Annotated in this window: 16 protein-coding genes; 8 read left to right on the forward strand and 8 right to left on the reverse strand. The window is 75.1% G+C overall.

The window, feature by feature from the left end; all coding sequences use genetic code 11:
• Positions 1-27: 27 nt before the first annotated feature.
• A complete protein-coding gene (locus tag ACSLIC_RS04890) occupies positions 28-708 on the reverse strand; it encodes an HAD family hydrolase (protein ID WP_436736437.1) in 681 nt (226 codons plus the stop codon).
• A gap of 163 nt (positions 709-871) precedes the next feature.
• On the opposite strand from ACSLIC_RS04890, the gene ACSLIC_RS04895 reads away from it, so the two are divergent.
• A complete protein-coding gene (locus ACSLIC_RS04895) occupies positions 872-1,060 on the forward strand; it encodes a CsbD family protein (RefSeq protein ID WP_436736438.1) in 189 nt (62 codons plus the stop codon).
• Between the two features lie 80 nt (positions 1,061-1,140).
• On the opposite strand, the gene ACSLIC_RS04900 is transcribed toward ACSLIC_RS04895, so the two are convergent.
• Positions 1,141-1,521: a chorismate mutase gene (locus ACSLIC_RS04900; protein WP_436736439.1), complete on the reverse strand. Its 381-nt coding sequence runs from the start codon at positions 1,519-1,521 to the stop codon at positions 1,141-1,143.
• Positions 1,522-1,654: 133 nt separating this feature from the next.
• Between ACSLIC_RS04900 and ACSLIC_RS04905 the strand changes: the two genes are divergently transcribed.
• Entirely contained in the window at positions 1,655-3,169 is a 1,515-nt protein-coding gene (locus ACSLIC_RS04905; protein ID WP_436736440.1) for an ankyrin repeat domain-containing protein, read from the forward strand.
• 208 nt (positions 3,170-3,377) lie between these two features.
• On the opposite strand, the gene ACSLIC_RS04910 is transcribed toward ACSLIC_RS04905, so the two are convergent.
• Together ACSLIC_RS04910 and ACSLIC_RS04915 are read right to left on the reverse strand one after the other, a co-directional pair.
• Positions 3,378-5,093, reverse strand: coding sequence for a DEAD/DEAH box helicase (locus tag ACSLIC_RS04910; RefSeq protein WP_436736441.1), 1,716 nt, complete (start codon positions 5,091-5,093; stop codon positions 3,378-3,380).
• Positions 5,094-5,187: 94 nt separating this feature from the next.
• Positions 5,188-5,391, reverse strand: coding sequence for a cold-shock protein (locus tag ACSLIC_RS04915; RefSeq protein ID WP_003947520.1), 204 nt, complete (start codon positions 5,389-5,391; stop codon positions 5,188-5,190).
• A gap of 329 nt (positions 5,392-5,720) precedes the next feature.
• On the opposite strand from ACSLIC_RS04915, the gene ACSLIC_RS04920 reads away from it, so the two are divergent.
• A complete protein-coding gene (locus ACSLIC_RS04920) occupies positions 5,721-6,611 on the forward strand; it encodes a chitosanase (protein WP_436736442.1) in 891 nt (296 codons plus the stop codon).
• 169 nt (positions 6,612-6,780) lie between these two features.
• On the opposite strand, the gene ACSLIC_RS04925 is transcribed toward ACSLIC_RS04920, so the two are convergent.
• The 3 genes from ACSLIC_RS04925 to ACSLIC_RS04935 all read right to left on the reverse strand — a co-directional run bounded on the left by ACSLIC_RS04925 (position 6,781) and on the right by ACSLIC_RS04935 (position 13,863).
• Positions 6,781-8,241 (reverse strand): glutamate synthase subunit beta, encoded by a 1,461-nt coding sequence (locus tag ACSLIC_RS04925; RefSeq protein ID WP_436736443.1) that lies wholly within the window; start codon positions 8,239-8,241, stop codon positions 6,781-6,783.
• Complete coding sequence (gltB, locus tag ACSLIC_RS04930) at positions 8,234-12,844, reverse strand: glutamate synthase large subunit (RefSeq protein ID WP_436736444.1); 4,611 nt, start codon at positions 12,842-12,844, stop codon at positions 8,234-8,236. The genes ACSLIC_RS04925 and gltB overlap by 8 nt, the downstream gene beginning before the upstream one ends.
• Before the next feature lie 287 nt (positions 12,845-13,131).
• Positions 13,132-13,863, reverse strand: a complete 732-nt coding sequence (locus tag ACSLIC_RS04935) for a VIT1/CCC1 transporter family protein (protein ID WP_436736445.1) — start codon at positions 13,861-13,863, stop codon at positions 13,132-13,134.
• 310 nt (positions 13,864-14,173) lie between these two features.
• On the opposite strand from ACSLIC_RS04935, the gene ACSLIC_RS04940 reads away from it, so the two are divergent.
• From ACSLIC_RS04940 to ACSLIC_RS04960, 5 genes are read left to right on the forward strand one after another with little or no spacing between them, the layout of a single operon-like run.
• Positions 14,174-15,340, forward strand: coding sequence for an ADP-ribosylglycohydrolase family protein (locus tag ACSLIC_RS04940; protein WP_436736446.1), 1,167 nt, complete (start codon positions 14,174-14,176; stop codon positions 15,338-15,340).
• The gene (locus ACSLIC_RS04945) at positions 15,337-16,530 is read left to right on the forward strand and encodes an ADP-ribosylglycohydrolase family protein (protein ID WP_436736447.1); all 1,194 of its coding nucleotides are present in this window, start codon (positions 15,337-15,339) and stop codon (positions 16,528-16,530) included. Before ACSLIC_RS04940 ends, ACSLIC_RS04945 begins: the two co-directional genes overlap by 4 nt.
• Before the next feature lie 7 nt (positions 16,531-16,537).
• Complete coding sequence (locus ACSLIC_RS04950; protein WP_436736448.1) at positions 16,538-17,713, forward strand: ADP-ribosylglycohydrolase family protein; 1,176 nt, start codon at positions 16,538-16,540, stop codon at positions 17,711-17,713.
• Positions 17,710-19,086, forward strand: coding sequence for an ADP-ribosylglycohydrolase family protein (locus ACSLIC_RS04955; protein WP_436736449.1), 1,377 nt, complete (start codon positions 17,710-17,712; stop codon positions 19,084-19,086). The genes ACSLIC_RS04950 and ACSLIC_RS04955 overlap by 4 nt, the downstream gene beginning before the upstream one ends.
• Positions 19,083-19,982, forward strand: a complete 900-nt coding sequence (locus ACSLIC_RS04960) for a PfkB family carbohydrate kinase (RefSeq protein ID WP_436736450.1) — start codon at positions 19,083-19,085, stop codon at positions 19,980-19,982. The genes ACSLIC_RS04955 and ACSLIC_RS04960 overlap by 4 nt, the downstream gene beginning before the upstream one ends.
• A gap of 202 nt (positions 19,983-20,184) precedes the next feature.
• Here ACSLIC_RS04960 and lgt read toward each other — a convergent pair whose 3' ends face one another.
• A complete protein-coding gene (lgt, locus tag ACSLIC_RS04965) occupies positions 20,185-21,129 on the reverse strand; it encodes a prolipoprotein diacylglyceryl transferase (protein WP_436736451.1) in 945 nt (314 codons plus the stop codon).
• Between the last annotated feature and the right edge of the window lie 101 nt (positions 21,130-21,230).

Here is a 21,230-nt window from a genome sequence, read left to right on the forward strand (position 1 = left end):
GTGGTGCGGGGTGTGGGTCCTGGGGTGTCAGCCGGGCTGGTCGGTGCCGGCGTGGGCGTTGGCGTTGAGGATCAGCCCGGAGAGTTCCAGCAGGCCGCCGACGCGGAAGTCGGGCAGGGTGCGGGCCTCCTCGGACTCCCAGTCGAGCACCGCCCACGGCCCGCGCCGTACCAGGGCGGTCCGCAGTCCGGCCTCGGTGGCGGGCCGGACGTCGTGCGTCCACCGGTCGCCGACGTGCAGGATCTCGCGGGGCTCGAAGGGCAGCGCCCCGGCCAGCCGCCGGAAGAAGGCCGGGTCGGGTTCGGCCACGCCCCACTCCCCCGAGGCGGCGACCAGCTCCGTCTCCTCGGCGAGCAGCCCGCGCAGCGCGTCGGCGCCGCGTGGCGTCAGGTCGCCCGCGACCCCCACCACCAGCCCGTCGGCCCGGAGCGCCGCGAGCGCGGGCCGGGCGTCGGGGTACAGGTCGGCCTCGGTGTACGTGTCCTCGGGTACGCCCGCCTCGGCGCGGGCCGCCCGCTCCGCCGCCGCGTCGAAGCCGGGCCGGATCACCGCACACGCCTCGTCGAAGCCGCCCCCTGCGGCGAGGACGGCGCCGAGGACCGTCGAGAAGGTGTGCGGGGAGACGCCCAGCCAGTCGGCCCACGCCGCGTACCGGCGGGTCTCGTCCACCAGGCACTCACCGACGTCGAGGACCACCGCACGGATCATGGGGCCGAGCATAGGGGCCTGTGCGCGGGCGGCCGGGAACCGCGCCCGCGTGGGCCGTGCGGCGAGGCGGCGGGTACCCGGGCGGCCCGTTCCGCCGTGCGGTGCGGGTGCGGCGCCCCCACCCTGGAGGTGGAATGTCCCGCTTGACGAGAGGAAGTCCGCCATGGGTGAGTCCGCGATGGACAAGATGAAGGGCAAGGCCAAGGAGGCCGTCGGCAAGGTCACCGGTGACCGCCGCACCGAGTCCGAGGGCAAGACGGACCAGGCGAAGGGCGACGCCAAGGACGCCACGGACCAGCTTCGCGAGCGGGCCAAGGGGGTCGGTGACTCCCTCAAGCGCGGCGACCGCTGACGCCCCCTGGCGCACGGACGAGGCGAGGCCGGTCCCCCACGGCGGGGACCGGCCTCGCCGGTGTCGGGGTTCGGTCGGAGTCAGCCGGCGGCCGGCGACACCCCGGCGGGGTCGGCGGCCTCGCCGGTCACCGCCTCGTCCGCGATCCGCTCGTGGTGGCGGATGACCTCGGCGATGATGAAGGTGAGCAGTTTCTCGGCGAACGCCGGGTCCAGGTGGGCGTTCTCGGCGAGGGCGCGCAGCCGGGCGATCTGCTGCGTCTCGCGGTCCGGATCGGCCGGGGGCAGCTGGTGCTCGGCCTTGAGGTGGCCGACCTGCTGGGTGCACTTGAACCGCTCGGCGAGCATGTGCACGACGGCGGCGTCGATGTTGTCGATGCTCTCGCGCAACCGCTGGAGTTCGGCGAGGGCAGCCGTGTCGCCCGCGCCGGAGCGGCTCGTTCCGGTGTTGCTGGGAGTCATGGTGGATCACCCTACGCGGCCCTGGCCGTCGCCGGAGGGCTGCTCCGAGGAGTGGGACGGGCACGTCACCCGTACCGGGTGCGACCCGGGAACTGGCGTTGCGGCACGGGCCCGCTGCGGGGATCGTCGCCTTATGGGCGAGACGTACACGGAACACGGCACGGACCCGGCCAACGCCGCGGCCGAAGAGCTGTTCTCGGCACTGTACGAGGCCGACGAGGACCTGGTGGCCGCGCTGCTCGGCGCCGGGGTGAGCCCGGAGGCCCACGACGGCGGGGGCGGCACGGCGCTGCACAGCGCGGCGGTCGACGGGCGCGCGGCCGTCGTCCGGCTGCTGCTGGCGGCGGGGGCCGACCCGGACCGGCGTACGGCCGAGGGCGAGCTGCCGCTGTGCGGCGCCGCCTGCTGGGGCCGCACCGAGGTGGTGCGGGCGCTGCTGGCGGCGGGAGCCGACCCCGGCGGCGCCGACGAACCGGGGCCCACCGCGCTGGTCTGGGCGGCCCAGGGCGGGCATGCCGGAGCCGCCGCCGCGCTGCTGGAGGCGGGGGCGCAGCCGGTGGCCGAGCGGGGTGATCCCCCGCTGGTGCGGGCGGCGCGGCAGGGGTCGCTGGAGACGGTCCGGGTGCTGCTGGAGCACGGGGCGGACGGCCGGGAGGCGGCGCTGGAGGAGGCGCTGCGGTGGTCGGCGGGGCCGGCGGACCGGCTGCGGGAGGAGCTGCTGGGCGCCGGCGAGGATGAGGAGCCGGCGGGCGAGGTGGAGGTGGTCGTCCGCGAGGTGCGGCGCGGGTCGACGACGCTGCTGGAGGCGGTGGTGCTGCGGGACGGGGACCCGGGCGGGAGCGTGGAGCGGTTCACCTCGCACGCGGCTGTCGCCACGGTGCTGGAGGAGGAGCTGGGGCGCACCGCTTCGTACGAGGAGCTGAGCGCCCGGGCGCTCGGGCGCGGGGAGCCGTGGCACGACGACTGGCGGGAGCCGGTGCGCGTGCTGGCCGCGCGCGGCGACGAGGAGACCTTCTCGGCGGCGGCGGTACGGCTCGGGGAGGCGGCCGGCTCCCCGGAGGCGCTGTTCGCGGTGGAGGTGCTGGGGCGGCTCGGCGTGGGGCGGCTGACGCCCCGGGTGGCGCCGCTGCTGCGGGAGCTGGCGCGGGAGGCGGCGGATGCCGAGCTGCTGGCGGCGGTGGTCGGCGGCCTCGGCCACCACGGTGACCCGGGGGCGCTGCCGGAGCTGTACGCGGCGGCGGGGCACTCCTCGGCGGAGGTCCGCGAGGCCGCGGCCCGCGCCCTGTTCGGCCTGGTGCCGCCCGGCGACGGGCGAGGCGTGGAGGTTCTGGCGGCGCTGTCGGCGGACGCCTGGCCACGGGTGCGGGAGTGGGCGGTGACCGCGCTGGCCGCCCTGGCCTCGGACACCGAGGAGGTACGCGAGGCGCTGGCGGCCCGCCTGGCCGACGAGGACCCCGCGACGGTCGCCGAGGCGGCGGCGGGCCTGGTCCGCCGGGGCGCCGGTGCCCGCGCGGAGGAGGCGTTGGCGCTGCTCCTGGCGACGGAGCCGGAGGGTTCGGCGGTGCGGGAGAAGGCGTCGGAGACGGTGGAGCAGCTCACCGACCCGGCGGTGCGGCGGCGGCTGGAGGGGGTCCTGCCGCTGGGCTGACCGGTCCGGGGGCCGGGCTCGGCCTTCCGTCGGTACGGCGTTCCCGTATCCGGTCATGACGGGTACGGGAACGGTTCGCGGTCTGGACGTTCTCGGCACGGCCGCGCGGAAGGCGAGCGGCGCTGGAGCGGGGAGCCCTCTTCAGGAAGGGGAGAGGCGCCGACGCCGCCCGGGCGGATGGCCCGGACGGCGTCGGCGTCCGTCTACGTCAGGCCGCTGCCCCGGAGCCGCGACCGCCGCCCCGGGCGCGGCGGGGGCCGCCGCCGGTGGTGGACCGGGCGGGGGCGGCGCCGCGGCCGGAGCCGCCCGCGCGTCCCGCCGCGCCGCGGCCGGTGGAGCCGGCGCGGGCCGTGCCGCCGCCGGTGCGGCCGGTCCCGGTGCCGCGGCCGGTCGTGCCGGACTGGGTGGTGGTGCCGCGCCCGGTGGCGGTGGCCGCCGAGCGGCTGCCGCCGGAACGCCCGCGCCGCGAGCGCCCGCCGGACTTGGCCTTGGGCGGGGTGGGCTGCTGCGGGATCTCGACCGTGACGGGCACGCCGGAGGGCTCGCGGGCGCCGGTGAGGCGGGCGAGTTCCTCGTCGCTGGACTTGACCCGCGCGGTCTGCGGCGTGATGCGGGCCGCCGACATCAGCCGGGTCATCTCGCGCTTCTCCTCGGGGAGGACGAGCGTGACGACGCTGCCGGACTCGCCCGCGCGGGCGGTTCGGCCGCCGCGGTGCAGGTAGTCCTTGTGGTCGGTGGGCGGGTCGACGTTGACGACCAGGTCGAGGTCGTCGACGTGGATGCCGCGGGCCGCCACGTTGGTCGCGACCAGGGCGGTGACCTGGCCGTTCTTGAACTGCTCCAGGGTGCGGTTGCGCTGCGGCTGGGAGCGGCCGCCGTGCAGCGCCGAGGCGCGGACGCCGTTGGCGAGGAGCCGCTTGGCGAACCGGTCGGCGGAGCGCTTGGTGTCCACGAACATGATCACGCGGCCGTCGCGGGCGGCGATGCGCAGGGCGACCGCCTTCTTGTCGGTGTCGTCGGCGACGTAGAGCACGTGGTGCTCCATGGTCGTGACGGCGCCCGCCGAGGGGTCGACGGAGTGCACCACCGGGTCGGAGAGGTAGCCGCGCACCAGCCGGTCGATGTTGCGGTCCAGGGTGGCGGAGAAGAGCATCCGCTGGCCGTCGGGGGCGGTGCGGTCCAGCAGGGCGGTGACCTGCGGCATGAAGCCCATGTCGGTCATCTGGTCGGCCTCGTCGAGGACGCTGACGGTGACCTGGTCGAGGCGGCAGTCGCCCCGGTCCAGGAGGTCCTTGAGCCGTCCCGGGGTGGCGACGACAACCTCGGTGCCACGGCGCAGCGCGTTCGCCTGCTTGTTGAGCGAGAGCCCGCCGACGACGGTGGCCATGCGCAGGCCGAGGGCCTTGGCGTACGGCGTGAGGGCGTCGGTGACCTGCTGGGCCAGTTCGCGGGTGGGGACGAGGACCAGGGCGAGCGGGGCCCCGGCCTCGGCGCGGCGTCCGGCGGTGCGGGCCAGCAGGGCGAGGCCGAAGGCGAGGGTCTTGCCGGAGCCGGTGCGGCCCCGGCCGAGGATGTCGCGCCCGGCCAGCGAGTTGGGGAGCGTCGCGGCCTGGATGGGGAACGGTTCGGCCATGCCCTCGGCGGCCAGCGTGGCCAGCAGGGGCTGGGACAGGTCGAGTTCGGCGAAGGCGGCGACGGCCGGCAGGGCCGGGGTGCGCGTCTCGGGGAGCGCGAAGTCGCCGCCCTGCGGGGCCGCGGGGGTGCGGGAGGTGGTGGGGCGCCCGGTCCGTCGGCCCCCTCGGGAGCGTCCGGGGCGGCTGCCGCCGGAGTCCTGGCCGGGTCGGCGGCCGGTGCGGGCCTGGGGGTTCCCCTGGGCCGCGCGGTTCCCCGCTGCCTGGCGGTCGGGGCGTTCGGATCGAGTCATGGGGCGGTCTCTGCCTTCCTGGGGACAGCACAAACCGGGGCCCGCACCGAGCGTGGTGCGGGCCCCGGTCAGGAGGTACGCGTCGGGGCTGGAATCAGCCGGCGACGATGTTCTCCGCCTGCAGGCCCTTCTGGCCCTGCGTGACGTCGAAGGTGACCTTCTGGCCTTCCAGGAGCTCGCGGAAGCCCCGGCCGGCGATGTTGGAGTAGTGGGCGAAGACGTCGGGGCCGCCGCCGTCCTGCTCGATGAAGCCGAAGCCCTTTTCGGCGTTGAACCACTTCACGGTTCCGGTGGCCATATGCACTCCCTGGGGTGTTGAGGGGCCGGTATTCCTTCCGCGGGTCCGCGGGAAGAAGTGTCACAAAAGAGCCCCACACCGGAGAGCCGGCAAGGCCGGAGGGCCGGGAAACAATAATGCGCCTGAGCGAGTTCTCGTCAGGCGCACATAAGGATCATGGGTACCACAACTGCAACATCTCCCAGCCTAACACGGTCGCCCCCACTCGCGGAGGAGCGCCGGCAGCGGGGCGGACGCGACCCGGGGAGCCCGTCCGGCGGCGCGTACCGGATCGGTCAAGATCACCGGGAGCGGCCTGCCGGGCGGTGGGGGTCCGTACGCTTGGGCGAATGAAGCGTGTTGGTTGTGTGCTGCTTACCCTCGCCCCGCTGGCGACGGCGGCCGTCTTCCTCCTCGGTCCGGACCCCGACGCGGACCGGACACCCGGCGGGCCGGCCGCCGCGCGCGGCGCGGGCGCGGCCCCCGGCGACGCCGACCGGGAGACAGAGGAGCGCCTCGCGAAGCTGCCGGCCGGTCTCGCGGCGCCGGACAAGAAGGAGCTGGCGCTGCGACTGGCGGCGAGCGCCGACAACTCGACGCTGCGGTGGCGCACCCTCTACGGCTACATCGAGGACCTGGAGGACGGGCGCGGCTACACGGCCGGCGTCGCCGGTTTCTGCACCGGCACCCACGATCTGCTGGGCCTGGTCGAGCGGTACACGAAGGCCCATCCGGACAACGGCCTGGCCCGCTACCTGCCGGCCCTGCGCGAGGTGGACGGCTCGGACTCGCTGGAGGGGCTGGAGGGTTTCCCCGAGGCGTGGGAGGCGGAGGCCGAGGTCCCGGCGTTCCGGAAGGCGCAGGAGCGGGAGCGGGACGCGCGGTACTTCGAGCCGGCGGTGCGGATGGCGAAGATCGACGGCCTGGGCACGCTGGGCCAGTTCGTCTACTACGACGCGATGCTGCTGCACGGCCCCGGCAAGGGCGCCGACAGCTTCTACGGCATCCGCGCGGCCGCGCTGAGGAAGGCGGAGACCAAGGCGGCGGGCGGTGACGAGCGGGCGTACCTGGAGGCGTTCCTCGACGCGCGGCGGGCGGTGATCCGCGAGGGGAAGCGGTTCCAGCGGGACACCTCCCGCGTCGACTCCGCGCAGCGGGTCTTCCTGCGGAACGGCAACCTGTCCCTGTCGACACCGCTGACCTGGGAGATCTACGGGGAGCGCTTCCACATCCCCGGGTGAGGGGGAAGCGCGGCGCCCGCCAGGTGTCCGGTCGGGGACGGGCGGGCGCCGCGTTCCGTTCCGTACGCCTTTGTACGGAACGGGTGGGGGCACCTCGGCGGGTGCCTGCTGGAGGCTGCCCGGCCCCCGTCGCCGGGGTGGCGGCGGGGGCCGGTGCGCGCTCGGCCGGTCAGACGGTCAGCGACCGGTCGGTCGGGCGAACGGGGGCGTGCAGGGCGCTGGTGCCGGTGAGGAAGCGGTCCACGCCGCGGGCGGCGGAGCGGCCCTCGGCGATGGCCCAGACGATCAGCGACTGGCCGCGGCCGGCGTCGCCGGCCACGAAGACGCCGGGGACGTTGGTCTCGTAGTGGTCGTCGCGGGCGATGTTGCCGCGCGCGTCCAGCTCCAGTCCGAACTGGGAGACCAGGCCGTTCTCCTGGTCGGTGCCGGTGAAGCCCATGGCGAGGGTGACCAGTTGGGCCGGGATCTTCCGCTCGGTGCCGGGCTTCTGCTTCAGCTTGCCGTCCTGGAACTCGACCTCGGCGAGGTGGAGCCACTGGACGTCGCCCTCCTCGTCGCCCTCGAAGTGGGTGGTCGAGACGGAGTAGACCCGCTCGCCGCCCTCCTCGTGCGCGGAGGTGACCTTGTAGAGCATGGGGAAGGTCGGCCAGGGCTGGTTCGCGTTCCGCTCCTCGCCCGGGCGGGGCATGATCTCCAACTGGGTGACGGAGGCCGCGCCCTGGCGGTGGGCGGTGCCCACGCAGTCCGCGCCGGTGTCGCCGCCGCCGATGACGACGACGTGCTTGCCCTCGGCGGTGATCGGCGCGGTGACGTAGTCGCCCTCCTGCACCTTGTTGGAGAGCGGCAGGTACTCCATCGCCTGGTGGACGCCGTTCAGCTCGCGGCCGGGGACGGGCAGGTCGCGGGCGGTGGTGGCGCCGGCGGCGATGACCACGGCGTCGTAGCGGCGGCGCAGGGCGTCGGCGGGCATGTCGCGGCCGATCTCCACACCGGTGCGGAACTTGGTGCCCTCCGCGCGCATCTGCTCAATGCGGCGGTTGATGTGCCGCTTCTCCATCTTGAACTCGGGGATGCCGTACCGCAGGAGGCCGCCGACGCGGTCGGCGCGCTCGTAGACGGCGACGGTGTGCCCGGCGCGGGTGAGCTGCTGGGCGGCGGCGAGTCCGGCCGGGCCGGAGCCGATCACGGCGACGGTCTTGCCGGAGAGCCGCTCGGGGGCCTGCGGGAGGACGTTGCCGGTCTCCCAGGCCTTGTCGATGATCGAGACTTCGACGTTCTTGATGGTGACGGGCGGCTGGTTGATGCCGAGCACGCACGCCGACTCGCACGGGGCGGGGCAGAGGCGGCCGGTGAACTCCGGGAAGTTGTTGGTCGCGTGCAGCCGCTCGCCGGCGGCCTGCCAGTCCTCGCGGTAGGCGTAGTCGTTCCACTCGGGGATGAGGTTGCCGAGGGGGCAGCCGTTGTGGCAGAACGGGATGCCGCAGTCCATGCACCGGGACGCCTGCTTGGAGACGATCGGCAGCAGGGAGCCGGGGACGTAGACCTCGTTCCAGTCGCGGACCCGCTCCTCGACGGGGCGGGACCGCGCGACCTCGCGGCCGGTGGTGAGAAAGCCCTTCGGGTCAGCCATGGGTCGCCGCCTCCATCATCTTCTCGGTGGTCTCGGTCTCGCTCAGACCGGCCCGCTCGGCGGCGTCCTTGGCGGCGAGCACTGCCTTGTACGTGGTCGGGATGATCTTGCTGAAGCGGGTCAGCGCGTTCTCCCAGTCGGCGAGGAGCTTCTCGGCGACGGTGGAGCCGGTCTCCTCCTGGTGGCGGCGCAGCACGTCGTGCAGCCACCGGCGGTCGGTGTCGTCGAGTGCCTCGACGGCCGCGGCGTTGCCGGCGTTGACCCGGTCGGGGTCGAGGTCGATGACGTAGGCGGTGCCGCCGGACATGCCGGCCGCGAAGTTGCGGCCGGTCTCGCCGAGGACCACGGCGTGGCCGCCGGTCATGTACTCGCAGCCGTGGTCGCCGACGCCCTCGGAGACGACGGTGGCGCCGGAGTTGCGGACGCAGAACCGTTCGCCGGTCCGGCCGCGCAGGTAGATCTCGCCGCCGGTGGCGCCGTAGCCGATGGTGTTGCCGGCGATGGTCGAGTACTCGGCGAGGTGGTCGGCGGCGCGGTCGGGGCGGACCACGACGCGGCCACCGGAGAGGCCCTTGCCGACGTAGTCGTTGGCGTCGCCCTCCAGGCGCAGGGTGACGCCGCGCGGGAGGAAGGCGCCGAAGGACTGGCCGGCGGAGCCGGTGAAGGTGAGGTCGATGGTGTCGTCGGGCAGGCCGGCGCCGCCGAACTTCTTCGTCACCTCGTGGCCGAGCATGGTGCCGACGGTGCGGTTGATGTTGCGGATGGCGACCTGGGCGCGGACCGGCCGCGCGTCCTCGGCGGTGTGCGCGGCGAGCGCGTCGGCCGCGAGCTTGATCAGCTCGTTGTCGAGGGCCTTCTCCAGGCCGTGGTCCTGCGTGGTGACCTGGTGGCGGACGGCGCCGTCGGGCAGGTCGGGGACGTGGAAGAGCGGCTCCAGGTCGAGGCCCTCGGCCTTCCAGTGGGCGACGGCCCGCTCGGTGTCGAGGAGTTCGGCGTGGCCGACGGCCTCCTCGATGGAGCGGAAGCCCAGCTCGGCGAGGAGTTCGCGGACCTCTTCGGCGATGAACTCGAAGAAGTTGACGATGAACTCGGCCTTGCCGGAGAACCGCTCGCGCAGCACCGGGTTCTGGGTGGCGATGCCGACCGGGCAGGTGTCCAGGTGGCAGACGCGCATCATGACGCAGCCGGAGACGACCAGCGGCGCGGTGGCGAAGCCGAACTCCTCGGCGCCGAGCAGGGCGGCGACGACCACGTCGCGGCCGGTCTTGAGCTGGCCGTCGGTCTGCACGACGATGCGGTCGCGCAGGCCGTTGAGGAGCAGCGTCTGCTGGGTCTCGGCGAGCCCCAGCTCCCAGGGGCCGCCCGCGTGCTTGAGGGAGGTCAGCGGGGAGGCGCCGGTGCCGCCGTCGTGGCCGGAGACCAGGACGACGTCGGCGTGGGCCTTGGAGACACCGGCGGCGACGGTGCCGACGCCGACCTCGGAGACCAGCTTCACGTGGATGCGGGCCCTGGGGTTGGCGTTCTTCAGGTCGTGGATCAGCTGGGCGAGATCCTCGATGGAGTAGATGTCGTGGTGCGGGGGCGGCGAGATGAGGCCGACACCGGGCGTGGAGTGCCGGGTCCTGGCGACCCACGGGTAGACCTTGTGGCCGGGGAGCTGGCCGCCCTCGCCGGGCTTGGCGCCCTGGGCCATCTTGATCTGGATGTCGTCGGCGTTGACCAGGTACTCGCTGGTGACGCCGAAGCGGCCGGAGGCGACCTGCTTGATGGCCGAGCGCCGGGCCGGGTCGTAGAGCCGCTCGGCGTCCTCGCCGCCCTCACCGGTGTTGGACTTGCCGCCCAGCTGGTTCATGGCGATGGCGAGGGTCTCGTGCGCCTCCTGGGAGATGGAGCCGTACGACATGGCGCCGGTGGAGAACCGCTTGACGATCTCCGAGACCGGCTCGACCTCCTCGACGGGGATCGCGGGGCGGTGGCTGGTGATGCCGAAGAGGCCGCGGAGCGTCATGAGCCGCTCGGACTGCTCGTTCACGCGGCCGGTGTACTGCTTGAAGATGTCGTAGCGCCGGTTGCGGGTGGCGTGCTGGAGGCGGAAGACGGTGTCCGGGTCGAAGAGGTGCGGTTCGCCCTCGCGGCGCCACTGGTACTCGCCGCCGATCTCCAGCGCGCGGTGGGCGCGGGCGACGCCGGAGGCGGGGTACGCCTTGGCGTGGCGGGCGGCGACCTCGCGGGCGACGACGTCGATGCCGACGCCGCCGATCTTGGAGGTGGTGCCGGAGAAGTAGGTGCGGACGAAGTCGTCCCGCAGGCCGACCGCTTCGAAGACCTGGGCGCCTCGGTAGGAGGCGACGGTGGAGATGCCCATCTTCGACATGACCTTCAGCACGCCCTTGCCGAGGGCGTGGATGAGGTTGCGGATGGCGGTCTCCGCCTCGATGCCGGGCAGGAAGGTGCCGGCCCGCACGAGGTCCTCGACGGACTCCATGGCGAGGTAGGGGTTGACCGCGGCGGCGCCGTAGCCGATGAGCAGGGCGACGTGGTGGACCTCGCGGACGTCCCCGGCCTCGACGAGCAGCCCGACCTGGGTGCGCTGCTTGGTGCCGATGAGGTGGTGGTGGACGGCGGCGGTGAGCAGCAGCGAGGGGATCGGCGCGTGCTCGGCGTCGGAGTGCCGGTCAGAGAGGACGATGAGCCGGGCGCCGGCCTCGATGGCGGCGTCGGCCTCGGCGCGGATCTCCTCGATGCGCTCGGCGAGGGCCTCGCCGCCGCCGGAGACGCGGTAGAGCCCGGAGAGGGTGACGGCCTTCATACCGGGCATGTCGCCGTCGGCGTTGATGTGGACGAGCTTGGCCAGCTCGTCGTTGTCGATGACCGGGAACGGCAGGGTCACCGAGCGGCAGGAGGCCGCGGTGGGCTCCAGCAGGTTGCCCTGCGGGCCGAGCACCGAGTACAGCGAGGTGACCAGCTCTTCGCGGATGGCGTCCAGCGGCGGGTTGGTGACCTGGGCGAACAGCTGGGTGAAGTAGTCGAAGAGGAGCCGGGGGCGCTTGGAGAGCGCGGCGATGGGCGTGTCGGTGCCCATGGAGCCGATCGGCTCGGTGCCGGCCTTGGCCATCGGGGCGAGGATGACGCGCAGCTCCTCCTCGGTGTAGCCGAAGGTCTGCTGGCGGCGGGTGACCGAGGCGTGGGTGTGGACGATGTGCTCGCGCTCGGGCAGGTCGTGCAGCTCGATGGTGCCGGTCTCGACCCACTCCCGGTAGGGCTGCTCGGTGGCGAGCGCGCCCTTGATCTCGTCGTCCTCGATGATGCGGTGCTCGGCGGTGTCGACGAGGAACATGCGGCCCGGCTGGAGGCGGCCCTTGCGGACGACCTTGGCGGGGTCGATGTCGAGGACGCCGACCTCGGAGCCGAGGACGACGAGGCCGTCGTCGGTGACCCAGTAGCGGCCGGGGCGCAGGCCGTTGCGGTCGAGGACCGCGCCGACCTGGGTGCCGTCGGTGAAGGTGACGCAGGCGGGGCCGTCCCAGGGCTCCATCATCGCCGCGTGGTACTGGTAGAACGCCCGCCGGGAGGCGTCCATGGAGGCGTGGTTCTCCCATGCCTCGGGGATCATCATCAGCACGCTGTGCGGGAGCGAGCGGCCACCGAGGTGGAGCAGTTCCAGGACCTCGTCGAAGGAGGCGGAGTCGGAGGCGTCCGGGGTGCAGACGGGGAAGACCCGGGAGAGGTCCTTGTCGCCGCCGCCGAACAGCTCGGAGGCGAGCTGGGACTCGCGGGCGCGCATCCAGTTGCGGTTGCCCTTGACCGTGTTGATCTCGCCGTTGTGGGCGACGAAGCGGTACGGGTGGGCGAGCGGCCAGCTCGGGAAGGTGTTGGTGGAGAACCGCGAGTGGACCAGGGCGATGGCGCTGGCGAACCGGCGGTCGGAGAGGTCCGGGAAGAACGGCTCCAGCTGCCCGGTGGTCAGCATGCCCTTGTAGACGAGGGTCCGCGAGGAGAGCGAGGGGAAGTAGACGCCGGCCTCGCGCTCGGCGCGCTTGCGGAGCACGAAGGCGAGCCGGTCCAGGGCGATGCCGGTGGCGCCCTCGGCGGTGACGAAGAGCTGCCGGAAGGCGGGCATGGTGGCGCGGGCGCTGGCGCCGAGCAGGGCGGGGGCGACGGGGACCTCGCGCCAGCCGAGGACGGTCAGGCCCTCCTCGGCGGCGAGGGCGTCGATGCGGGCGGCGGCCTCGTCGGTCCCCGCCTCGGGGAGGAAGGCGATGCCGACGGCGTAGGCGCCGGCCTCGGGCAGGCCGAAGCCGGCGGTCTCGCGGAGGAAGGCGTCGGGGACCTGGGTGAGGATGCCCGCGCCGTCGCCGGAGTCGGGCTCGGAGCCGGTGGCGCCGCGGTGTTCCAGGTTCCGCAGAACGGTGAGTGCCTGGTCGACCAGCGTGTGGCTCGGCTCGCCCGTGAGCGTGGCCACGAAGCCGACGCCGCAGGCGTCGTGCTCGTTGCGCGGATCGTAGAGGCCCTGCTGGGCAGGGCGGGCGTCCATGTGGGACCAGGCGGGTTCGGTGGTGGCCGAGTTCCCGGAAGCCTGGGACGGCTGGCGCGGCGTACGCATCGGCTCTCCCGTCGTCGTCAGTGGCATATGCAAGGTGCCGAGGGACGACGTTGGCCCTCTGCGAAATTTCCAGCAAGTTACATGATGAAGCGCATCTCGGTAAACGGATAACACGTTCCATCATGCGGACATCGGAGGTGGATGCCCGAGGGGGACTGCGCGGCGGTTCGATGCCCGGCCCGGCTGCGAGGGGCTTCGTTGCCCGCGGCGCGTAACGGCTCATGCCCCGCGGTCAAACAATCGAAACCGCCGAGTAACGGAATATTATGCGGCCCCCTGTATAGCCATCATCCTAGGCTCGCGCCGAAAAGGCTGCCAAGGAGATACGTCACACCGGCGGCGGCGCCCCCCAGAGCCAACTGGCGCAATCCGCTGAACCACCAGCTGCGCGCCGTCACCCGTGCCACCAGCGCCCCGCAGCCGAAGAGCCCGGCCAGCGCCGCCACGACGGACGGCCACAGCGTGTGCGCTCCCAGCAGGTAGGGCAGGACCGGCAGCAGAGCGCCGACCGCGAACGCCCCGAACGAGGAGACGGCGGCCACCATCGGCGAGGGCAGGTCACCGGGGTCGACGCCCAGTTCCTCCCGGGTGTGTATCTCCAGCGCCTGCTCCGGGTCGGCCGACAGCTGCCGCGCCACCTCGCGGGCGAGCTTCGGCTCGACCCCGCGCGAGACGTACAGCTCGGCCAGTTCCGCCTCCTCGTCCCGGGGGTGCCTGCGCAGCTCGCGGCGCTCCACCGCGACCTCCGCCTCGACCAGTTCGCGCTGGGAGGCGACCGAGGTGTACTCCCCCGCGGCCATCGAGAACGCGCCCGCCGCGAGCCCCGCGAGGCCGGTCAGCACGATCGTCTGCTGCGCCACCGAGCCGCCCGCCACGCCGGTGATCAGCGCGAGGTTCGAGACCAGGCCGTCCATCGCGCCGAACACCGCGGGACGCAGCCAGCCGCCGTTGACGTCGCGGTGGGTGTGGTTGTCCCGGTGCGCCCCGTGGAGCGCGGCCTCGTTGTCGATGAACGCCACTGCGGTGAGCCCCTCTCTCGCCGGCTGGTCACGCCTGGTGCGGACCGGCCCTCACGGGTGCGAAAGTACGCCCGAAAACCTGCCCCTGCCAGCAAGGAAGGCCGTACTTACCTGCGCTTTCGCACCCTCGGTGAGCGGCCGGCGACCGGCCGTACGCACCCCTGGGAGGGTGTCGAAGGAGTGACAAAGGGCCCCCTGGCGCGGCAGTCGGACCCCCCGCGTGGCAGACATGTCGCCTGAAGGCCACGAAGCCCGCGTTCCGCGCCGCCCGCTCGCCGAGTCCGCGCGGCCCGTCCGAGAGAGGCCCGCGATGGCACCGACCCGCCCGACCCTCCCGCTCCCCGCCGCCCTGCGCGAACGCGGCCGGGGCGCCTTGCTCGGCCTCGCCGTCGGCGACGCGCTGGGCGCCCCCGCCGAGAACCTCAAGCCCTCCGAGATCCGCCGCCGCTGGGGCCGCATCACCGGGTACGTCGCCGAGCACCCGGCCGGTACCGACGACACCGAGTACGCGATCTTCTCCGGGCTGCTGCTGGCCCGGTACGGGTCGGGGCTGACCACCGCCCGGGTGGAGGCGGCCTGGCACCGGTGGATCGCCGACCTCGACGAGGGCCCGTTCCGGGGCGCCGGGTTCAGCGAACGCGGCACCCTGGAGAACCTGCGGCGCGGCCTGACCGCCCCGATCACCGCCCAGCACCGGCACGCCTGGAGCGACGGCCTGGCGATGCGCGCCGCCCCGTTCGGCGTCTTCGCGGCGGGCCGGCCCGAGGAGGCGGCCCGGCTGGTCGCCGTGGACGGCACCGTCAGCCACGACGGGGAGGGCATCTACGGCGGCCAGGCCGTCGCCGCCGGGGTGGCCGCGGCGATGGGCGGCGCGCACACCGACGGCGTGGTGGCCGCCGCCCTGTCCGTGATCCCCGCCGACTCCTGGACCGCCCGGTCGCTCAGGCGGGCGGTGGCCGCCGCCGACCGGGGCGAGAAGGCGGTCCGCTCGGCCGTCGTCATCGGCGGCTACCCGTGGACCGACCTCGCCCCCGAGGCGGTCGGCCTCGCCTTCGGGGCGCTGGCCGCCGCCCGCGGGGTCTTCCCGGCCGCCGTGCTGACCGCCGTCAACATGGGCCGCGACGCCGACACCACCGCCGCCGTGGCCGGTGCCCTCGCCGGGGCGCTGGGCGGGGCGGCGGCGGTACCCGCCGAGTGGGCCGCGCGGATCGGCCCGGTGCGCGGCTCCTGCCTGCCGTCCATGGCGGGCCTGCACGTCCTGGACGTCGCCGACCTGCTCACCCCCGACCCGGAGGAACCGGCCCGCCACTCCCCCGCCGGGTACTGCCCCGACCTGCCCGAGGAGGCCCCGGCCGGGCCCGCCGACCGGGCGCTGCGGCGGCTCGGCGCGAGCGGCCCGCCGGGGCGCGGCCCCCGCCCGGCGGTGCCGGCCGCCGCCGGCCTCGCCGCCCTCGACCCGGCCGGAGCCGGCCGGTGAGCCCCCTGGAAGGGCCCGCCCCCGGCGTCGACGCGTCCCCGGCGACGGCCGCGGTCCCACTGCCGGCCCCGCCGGCCGCCGCCCTGGACCTCGCCGCCCGCGCCGAGGCGATGCTGCTGGGCCTGGCGGCCGGGGACGCGGCCGGGTGGCCCGCCGCCCGGCACCGGGCGGCCCGGATGCCGCGCTGGACCCGGCGACTCACCCGGGAGCTGGACACCTTCGCCGAGGAGAACGCGACCACCACCCTGCCGGTGCCGATCGCCCTCAACCAGCCGCCCGAACCGCTGCGGCTCGGCCCCTCCGACGACGCCGAGTGGGCCGCCTTCACCGCCCTCACCGTGGTGGCCGGGCAGGGCGCGCCCGGCGGGGTGCGGGGGGCCGTCGACGCCGCCTGGCGCCGGCTCGCCGCAGAGGTGGCCGAGGCGTCCGCCGACGCCCCCGAGGTCGAGTCGGCGGTACTGCCGCTGCGGGCCCGCATCTCGGTCCGCGCCGGGCTCGGCAACCTCGCGGCGGGGCTCGGGCCGCCCGCCACCGGCCACGACAACCCGCACTACTTCGACGACGCCGCCTGCGTGCGGGCCTGCGTCCTCGCACTGGCCCACCCGGGTGATCCGGTCGCCGCCGCCGCCCTCGCCGAGCACGACGCCCGCTACACCCAGGACGGCGACGGCGTGCACGGGGCACGGGCGATGGCGGCGGCGCTGGCGGGGGCCCTCGCCGGGGCGGGCCCCGAGGCGGCGGCCCGCCTCGCCCTCGCCCAGTTGCCCGCCGCCACCGAGATCGGCCGCAACGCCCGCCAGGCCCTGCACCTCGCCGAGCAGGCCAGGGCCGCCGGCGGGGCGTTCGGCCTGGTGCCGCTGCTGGAGCACCGGATCGTCGACCACGTCTACAGCTACGGCATCGCCGCCGCCGAGACGGTGCCGGTGGCGCTCGCCCTCGCGGTGGCGGCCGGGGGGTCCCCGGCGGGCGCGGTCCCGGCGGCGGCCTGCCTCTCCCGGGTGGCCGACTCGGCGCCCGCGCTGGCCGGCGCGCTGACCGGAGCGCTCTCGGGCCCGGCGGCCGTGCCGGAGAGCTGGCGGCAGGCGTGCCGGACGCTGTCGGGGTGCGCGCTGCCGTGGCTGGCCGGCACCGATCTGGTGGAACTCGCCGGGCGTCTCGTACCGGGGGACGGAGGCACGCCGGGGGGATGATTCGGGCATGACGCTCACATCGACCCTGGACGACCGGATCACGGGCAGCCTCCTCGGCGCGGCCGTCGGCGACGCGCTGGGCGGCCCCGTCGAAGGCTGGACGCCCGAGCAGATCAGCCGGCGGCACGGCGGCCGGGTCCGCTCCATCGTCGGCCCCTGGCACGAGGACTGGCGTACCGCCCGGCCCATCGCGCCCTACCACAAGGGCGACGGGCACGTCACCGACGACACCTTGATGACCCGTCTGCTGATCGAGGTGTACGAGGAGGTCCGCGACCACCTCGACGCGTACGCCGTCGCCGGGCACCTGGTGCCGCGGATGATCGGCGAACCGCGGTGGATTCCGGAGCTGGAGGCGTCCGCGCTGCCGCTCCAGCGGGTCTTCCTCGCCGAGAAGTGGCTGGTGGCCCGGGTGCACTACGGGCACGTCGACCCGCGCGAGGCGGGCGCGGGGAACATCGTCAACTGCGGGGCGGCGATGTACATGGCGCCGGTCGGGCTGGTCAACGCCGCCCGGCCGCAGGCCGCGTACGCGGAGGCGCTGGAGGTGGCGGCGCCGCACCAGTCCTCGTACGGGCGGGAGGCGGCCGGGGTCTTCGCGGCGGCGGTGGCGGCGGCCTGCGCGCCCGGCGCCACCGTCACCTCGGTGGTCGACACCTGCCTGGCGCTGGCCAAGGACGGCACCCGCGCCGCGATCGAGGCGGTCTGCGAAGTAGCTGACGAACACCGGGACTTCGAGACGGCGCTGGAGCCGCTGCGGCGGGCCGTCGCCCCCTTCGACACGGTCGGCCCCGACTACCGCGCCCCCTCCCTCGGCGCCCGCCGGCCCTCCCGGCTGCACGCCGTCGAGGAACTGCCCGTCGCGCTCGGCATGCTCGTGGTGGGCGAGGGCGACTACCGGCGCACCGTGCTGGGCGCGGTCAACTACGGGCGGGACTGCGACTCGATCGCCACCATGGGCGGTGCCGTGGCGGGCGCGCTCGGCGGGGCGGCGGCGGTGCCCGGGGAGTGGGCCGAGCGGGTCGCCGAGGCGAGCCGGCTCGACCTGCACGGCCCGGCGGCGCGGCTGGCCGAGGTGGCGCGGGAGGTCTTCGCCCGGGACCAGGCCAGGAACCGGGCGCACGCCGAGGCGTTCGCCGCACTGGCCGGCGGGGCGCTCGCGGACGCGGGGCCGGGCGCGTGAGCGGGCCGCTGCGGGTCACCTGGACGCAGCCGGAGGACCTGATCGGGCACGAGCTGCGCCAGTGCGACGAGGAGGGCCGCGACACCACCGAGGCGCGGGCCCGCTGGCTGGCGGCGGGCGGACCCGAGGTCCCCGAGCGGGGCGGCGCCTCCCCGGTGCCGGCCTCGCCGAGGCTGCGGGCGCTCGCCGAGGAACTCCTCGACCGGCTCGACGCGTTGCCCCGCTCGACCGAGACCCGGGAGCCGACCGCCTTCCCCGCGATCCGCGCGGCCTGCCCGCTGTGGCCGGCGCCGCCGGGCCCGGACCGGGTCGCGCCCGGCCTCGGCGACCGGCTGCACGCGGCGTGGCTCGGGCGGGCGGCGGGGTGCCTGCTCGGCAAGCCGGTGGAGAAGCTGGAGCTGACCGCGATCAGGGAACTGGCCCGGGCCACCGGGAACTGGCCGCTCGCCGGGTACTTCACCGCGCGCGGGCTGCCGCCCGGTCCGGCCCGCGCCCACCCGTGGAACCGGCGCAGCGCCGCCACCTCGCTCGCCGAGAACATCGACGGGATGCCGCCCGACGACGACCTGGACCACGCCCTGCTGGCGCTGACCCTGATCCGGCGCCACGGGCGGGAGTTCACCACCGGGGACCTGGCGAGGCTCTGGCTGGACGAGCTGCCGGCCGGGCGGACCTTCACCGCCGAGCGCGTCGCGTACCGCAATCTGCTGTCCGGGGTGGAGCCGCCGGACACCGCGCGGCGGCGCAACCCCTTCCGGGAGTGGATCGGCGCGCAGATCCGGGCCGACGCGCACGGCTGGACCCGACCGGGCGATCCGGCCGGCGCGGCCGAGCAGGCGCACCGCGACGCGGTCCTCACCCACACCGGCAACGGCGTCTACGGGGCGATGTTCGCGGCGGCGGTGATCGCCGAGGCGGCGGGCGGCCGCAGTGACGTGCACGGCTGCCTCGACGCGGGCCTCGGCGTGGTCCCGCCGGACTCGCGGCTGGCCCGCGCGGTCCGGCGCGGGCGCGAACTCGCCTCGGCGGAGGCGGACTTCGAGGTGGTGGTGGACCGGCTGCACGAGGAGTACGGGGCGTACCACTGGGTGCACGTGGTGCCGAACGCGGCGCTGGTCGCGGCGGCCCTCACCCACTCCGGCGGCGCCTTCGCCGGGGCGGTGACCCGGGCGGTCTCCGGCGGCTGGGACACCGACTCCAACGGCGCCACCGCCGGTTCGGTGGCCGGGCTGCTCGCCGGGCACCCGGACGCCCTGGGCGGCCGGTGGACCACGCCCCTGAAGAACCGGCTCAGCACGGCCGTCGCCGGGTTCGACGGCGTCGGCTTCGACACCCTCGCGGCACTCACCCTCCAGGAGGCCAGGACCGTATGACCCACATCGTGGTGTTCGGCAGTGTGCGGAGGGAACTCGTCACCCGTGCCGAGCGGGCGCCCGACCTCGGACAGGCCGCCCCGGGGCGGGAGTTCCACGCCGTGCCCGGTGGCAGCGGCGGGCGCCAGGCGGTGGCGGCGGCCCGCGCGGGAGCGGCCGTGTCGCTGGCGGGGGCGGTGGGCGCCGACGCGTACGGCGAGCTGCTGCGGGCGGCGCTGGTGCGGGAGGGCGTCGACGTGGATGCGCTGCGGACGGTGCCGGGGCCCAGCGGCACCGCCACCACCGTGGACGCCTCGGGCTCCCCCACGGTTGTGGCGGTGCCCGGCGCCGACGCGGCGCTGACCGTGGCGGCCCCACGCGACGTGGCGCTGATCGGCAGCGGGGACGCGCTGCTCCTGTCGTCCGGCCCGCCGCTGTCCGGGGTGACCGGTGCGGCGCTGGCCGCCCGCGAACACGGGGTGCGGACCGTGCTGGCGCCGTCGCCCACGGGCCCACTTCCGGACGAGCTTCTGGCGGCGACCGACCTGTTGGTGGTGGACGAGGACGGGGCGGCGGCGCTGACCGGACGCGTCGAGCCCTACCGGTCGGTGCGCGCTCTGCTGGAGCTGGTCCCCGAGGCGGTGGTGACGCTGGGAGCGGCGGGGTGCCTGTGGGCGGCGCGGGGCGGGCAGCCGATGGTGGTGCCGGCGCCGGAGGCGACGGCGGTGGACACGACGGGCGCCAGGGACGCCTTCGCGGGCGCCCTGGCGGTGGCACTCTGCGAGGGGAGGCCGACGGCACGGGCGCTGGAGTGGGCGTCGGCGGCGTCCGCGCTGTCCCTGGGGCGGCCGGGCGGGGCCGCCTCGCTGCCGTACCGGTCCGAGATCGACGCGGCCTGCCCGGCGGTGTCCACGTGACGGCGGTGGCCGTCGAGGCGGGGGCGCAGGCGCTGCCCGACGGGCGGTCCGTGGGCGCGGCGGTGGTCGCGGCGGCCCGGCGGACGCCGCCGCTGGAGGCGCGGGGGACCGACCACGGCGGGCCCGCGGCCCGGGCTCGTACGACGGCGAAGGCCGCCGCTTCCCCGGAGGGAGGCGGCGGCCTTCGGCAGTCGGGCCGGGGTCAGTCGTTGCCGGTCTTCCCCGGGCTCTTGCGGAGGTCCTTGCCGCTGCCGGCGCCGGCCGCCGCGGTGTCCGCGGGCCCGGCGCCGTCGTCCTCGGCGTCATCCGAGCCGGTGATCCCGTCGTCCTCGGCCGCCGGTTCGACGATCTCCTCGCGGCCGGGGCGCAGCCGGGCGCAGAGCACGATGTAGGTGAGGGCCAGGACGAAGACGATGATCGCCGTCCAGACGTTGAGCCGCAGGCCCAGGATGTGGTGGGCCTCGTCGACGCGCATGTACTCGATCCAGGCCCGCCCGGCGCAGTAGGCGGCGACGTACAGGGCGAAGGCGCGGCCGTGGCCGAGCTTGAAGCGGCGGTCGGCCCAGATCACCAGGAGGGCGACGCCGACGCACCACAGCGACTCGTAGAGGAAGGTCGGGTGGTAGGTGCCGGGGACCCGGCCGCCGTCGACGCTGGTGATCTTCACCGCCCAGGGCAGGTCGGTGGCGCGGCCGTAGAGCTCCTGGTTGAACCAGTTGCCCCAGCGGCCGATGGCCTGGGCGAAGGCGATGCCGGGGGCGAGGGCATCGGCGTAGGCCGGGAGCGGGATGCCGCGGCGGCGGCAGCCGATCCAGGCGCCGACGGCACCGAGCGCGATGGCGCCCCAGATGCCGAGGCCGCCCTCCCAGATCTTGAAGGCGTCCACCCAGTCGCGGCCCTCACCGAAGTACAGCTGGTAGTCGGTGACGACGTGGTAGAGGCGACCGCCGACGAGGCCGAAGGGTACGGCCCACACGGCGATGTCGGCGACGGTGCCGGAACGGCCGCCGCGCGCGACCCACCTCCGGTTGCCGTACCAGACGCCCACGAAGACGCCGATGATGATGCAGAACGCGTAGCCGCGCAACGGTACGGGGCCCAGGTAGAGCACACCGTGCGAGGGGCTGGGGATATAGGCAAGGTCCATGGCAAGACCCGACGCTACCGTGCCCGGCGCGGGGACGGGGCCCCCGGCCGGGCAACGGCTCCATAACGGGGCCGGCGTGCCCCCGTGCGGCGCCGGGGGCG

The sequence above is a fragment of the Streptomyces sp. BBFR102 genome (assembly GCF_051397025.1).
Taxonomy (GTDB): Bacteria; Actinomycetota; Actinomycetes; order Streptomycetales; family Streptomycetaceae; genus Streptomyces.

Bases quoted from the DNA above. Each gene is read 5' to 3' on its own strand.
- ACSLIC_RS04950 (WP_436736448.1), top strand. From the start codon at position 16,538: ATGACGCTCACATCGACCCTGGACGACCGGATCACGGGCAGCCTCCTC.
- ACSLIC_RS04940 (WP_436736446.1), top strand. From the start codon at position 14,174: ATGGCACCGACCCGCCCGACCCTCCCGCTCCCCGCCGCCCTGCGCGAA.
- ACSLIC_RS04915 (WP_003947520.1), bottom strand. From the start codon at position 5,391: ATGGCCACCGGAACCGTGAAGTGGTTCAACGCCGAAAAGGGCTTCGGC.
- ACSLIC_RS04900 (WP_436736439.1), bottom strand. From the start codon at position 1,521: ATGACTCCCAGCAACACCGGAACGAGCCGCTCCGGCGCGGGCGACACG.
- ACSLIC_RS04920 (WP_436736442.1), top strand. From the start codon at position 5,721: ATGAAGCGTGTTGGTTGTGTGCTGCTTACCCTCGCCCCGCTGGCGACG.
- ACSLIC_RS04895 (WP_436736438.1), top strand. From the start codon at position 872: ATGGGTGAGTCCGCGATGGACAAGATGAAGGGCAAGGCCAAGGAGGCC.
- ACSLIC_RS04925 (WP_436736443.1), bottom strand. From the start codon at position 8,241: ATGGCTGACCCGAAGGGCTTTCTCACCACCGGCCGCGAGGTCGCGCGG.
- ACSLIC_RS04960 (WP_436736450.1), top strand. From the start codon at position 19,083: ATGACCCACATCGTGGTGTTCGGCAGTGTGCGGAGGGAACTCGTCACC.
- ACSLIC_RS04905 (WP_436736440.1), top strand. From the start codon at position 1,655: ATGGGCGAGACGTACACGGAACACGGCACGGACCCGGCCAACGCCGCG.
- ACSLIC_RS04890 (WP_436736437.1), bottom strand. From the start codon at position 708: ATGATCCGTGCGGTGGTCCTCGACGTCGGTGAGTGCCTGGTGGACGAG.
- ACSLIC_RS04910 (WP_436736441.1), bottom strand. From the start codon at position 5,093: ATGACTCGATCCGAACGCCCCGACCGCCAGGCAGCGGGGAACCGCGCG.
- gltB (WP_436736444.1), bottom strand. From the start codon at position 12,844: ATGCGTACGCCGCGCCAGCCGTCCCAGGCTTCCGGGAACTCGGCCACC.
- lgt (WP_436736451.1), bottom strand. From the start codon at position 21,129: ATGGACCTTGCCTATATCCCCAGCCCCTCGCACGGTGTGCTCTACCTG.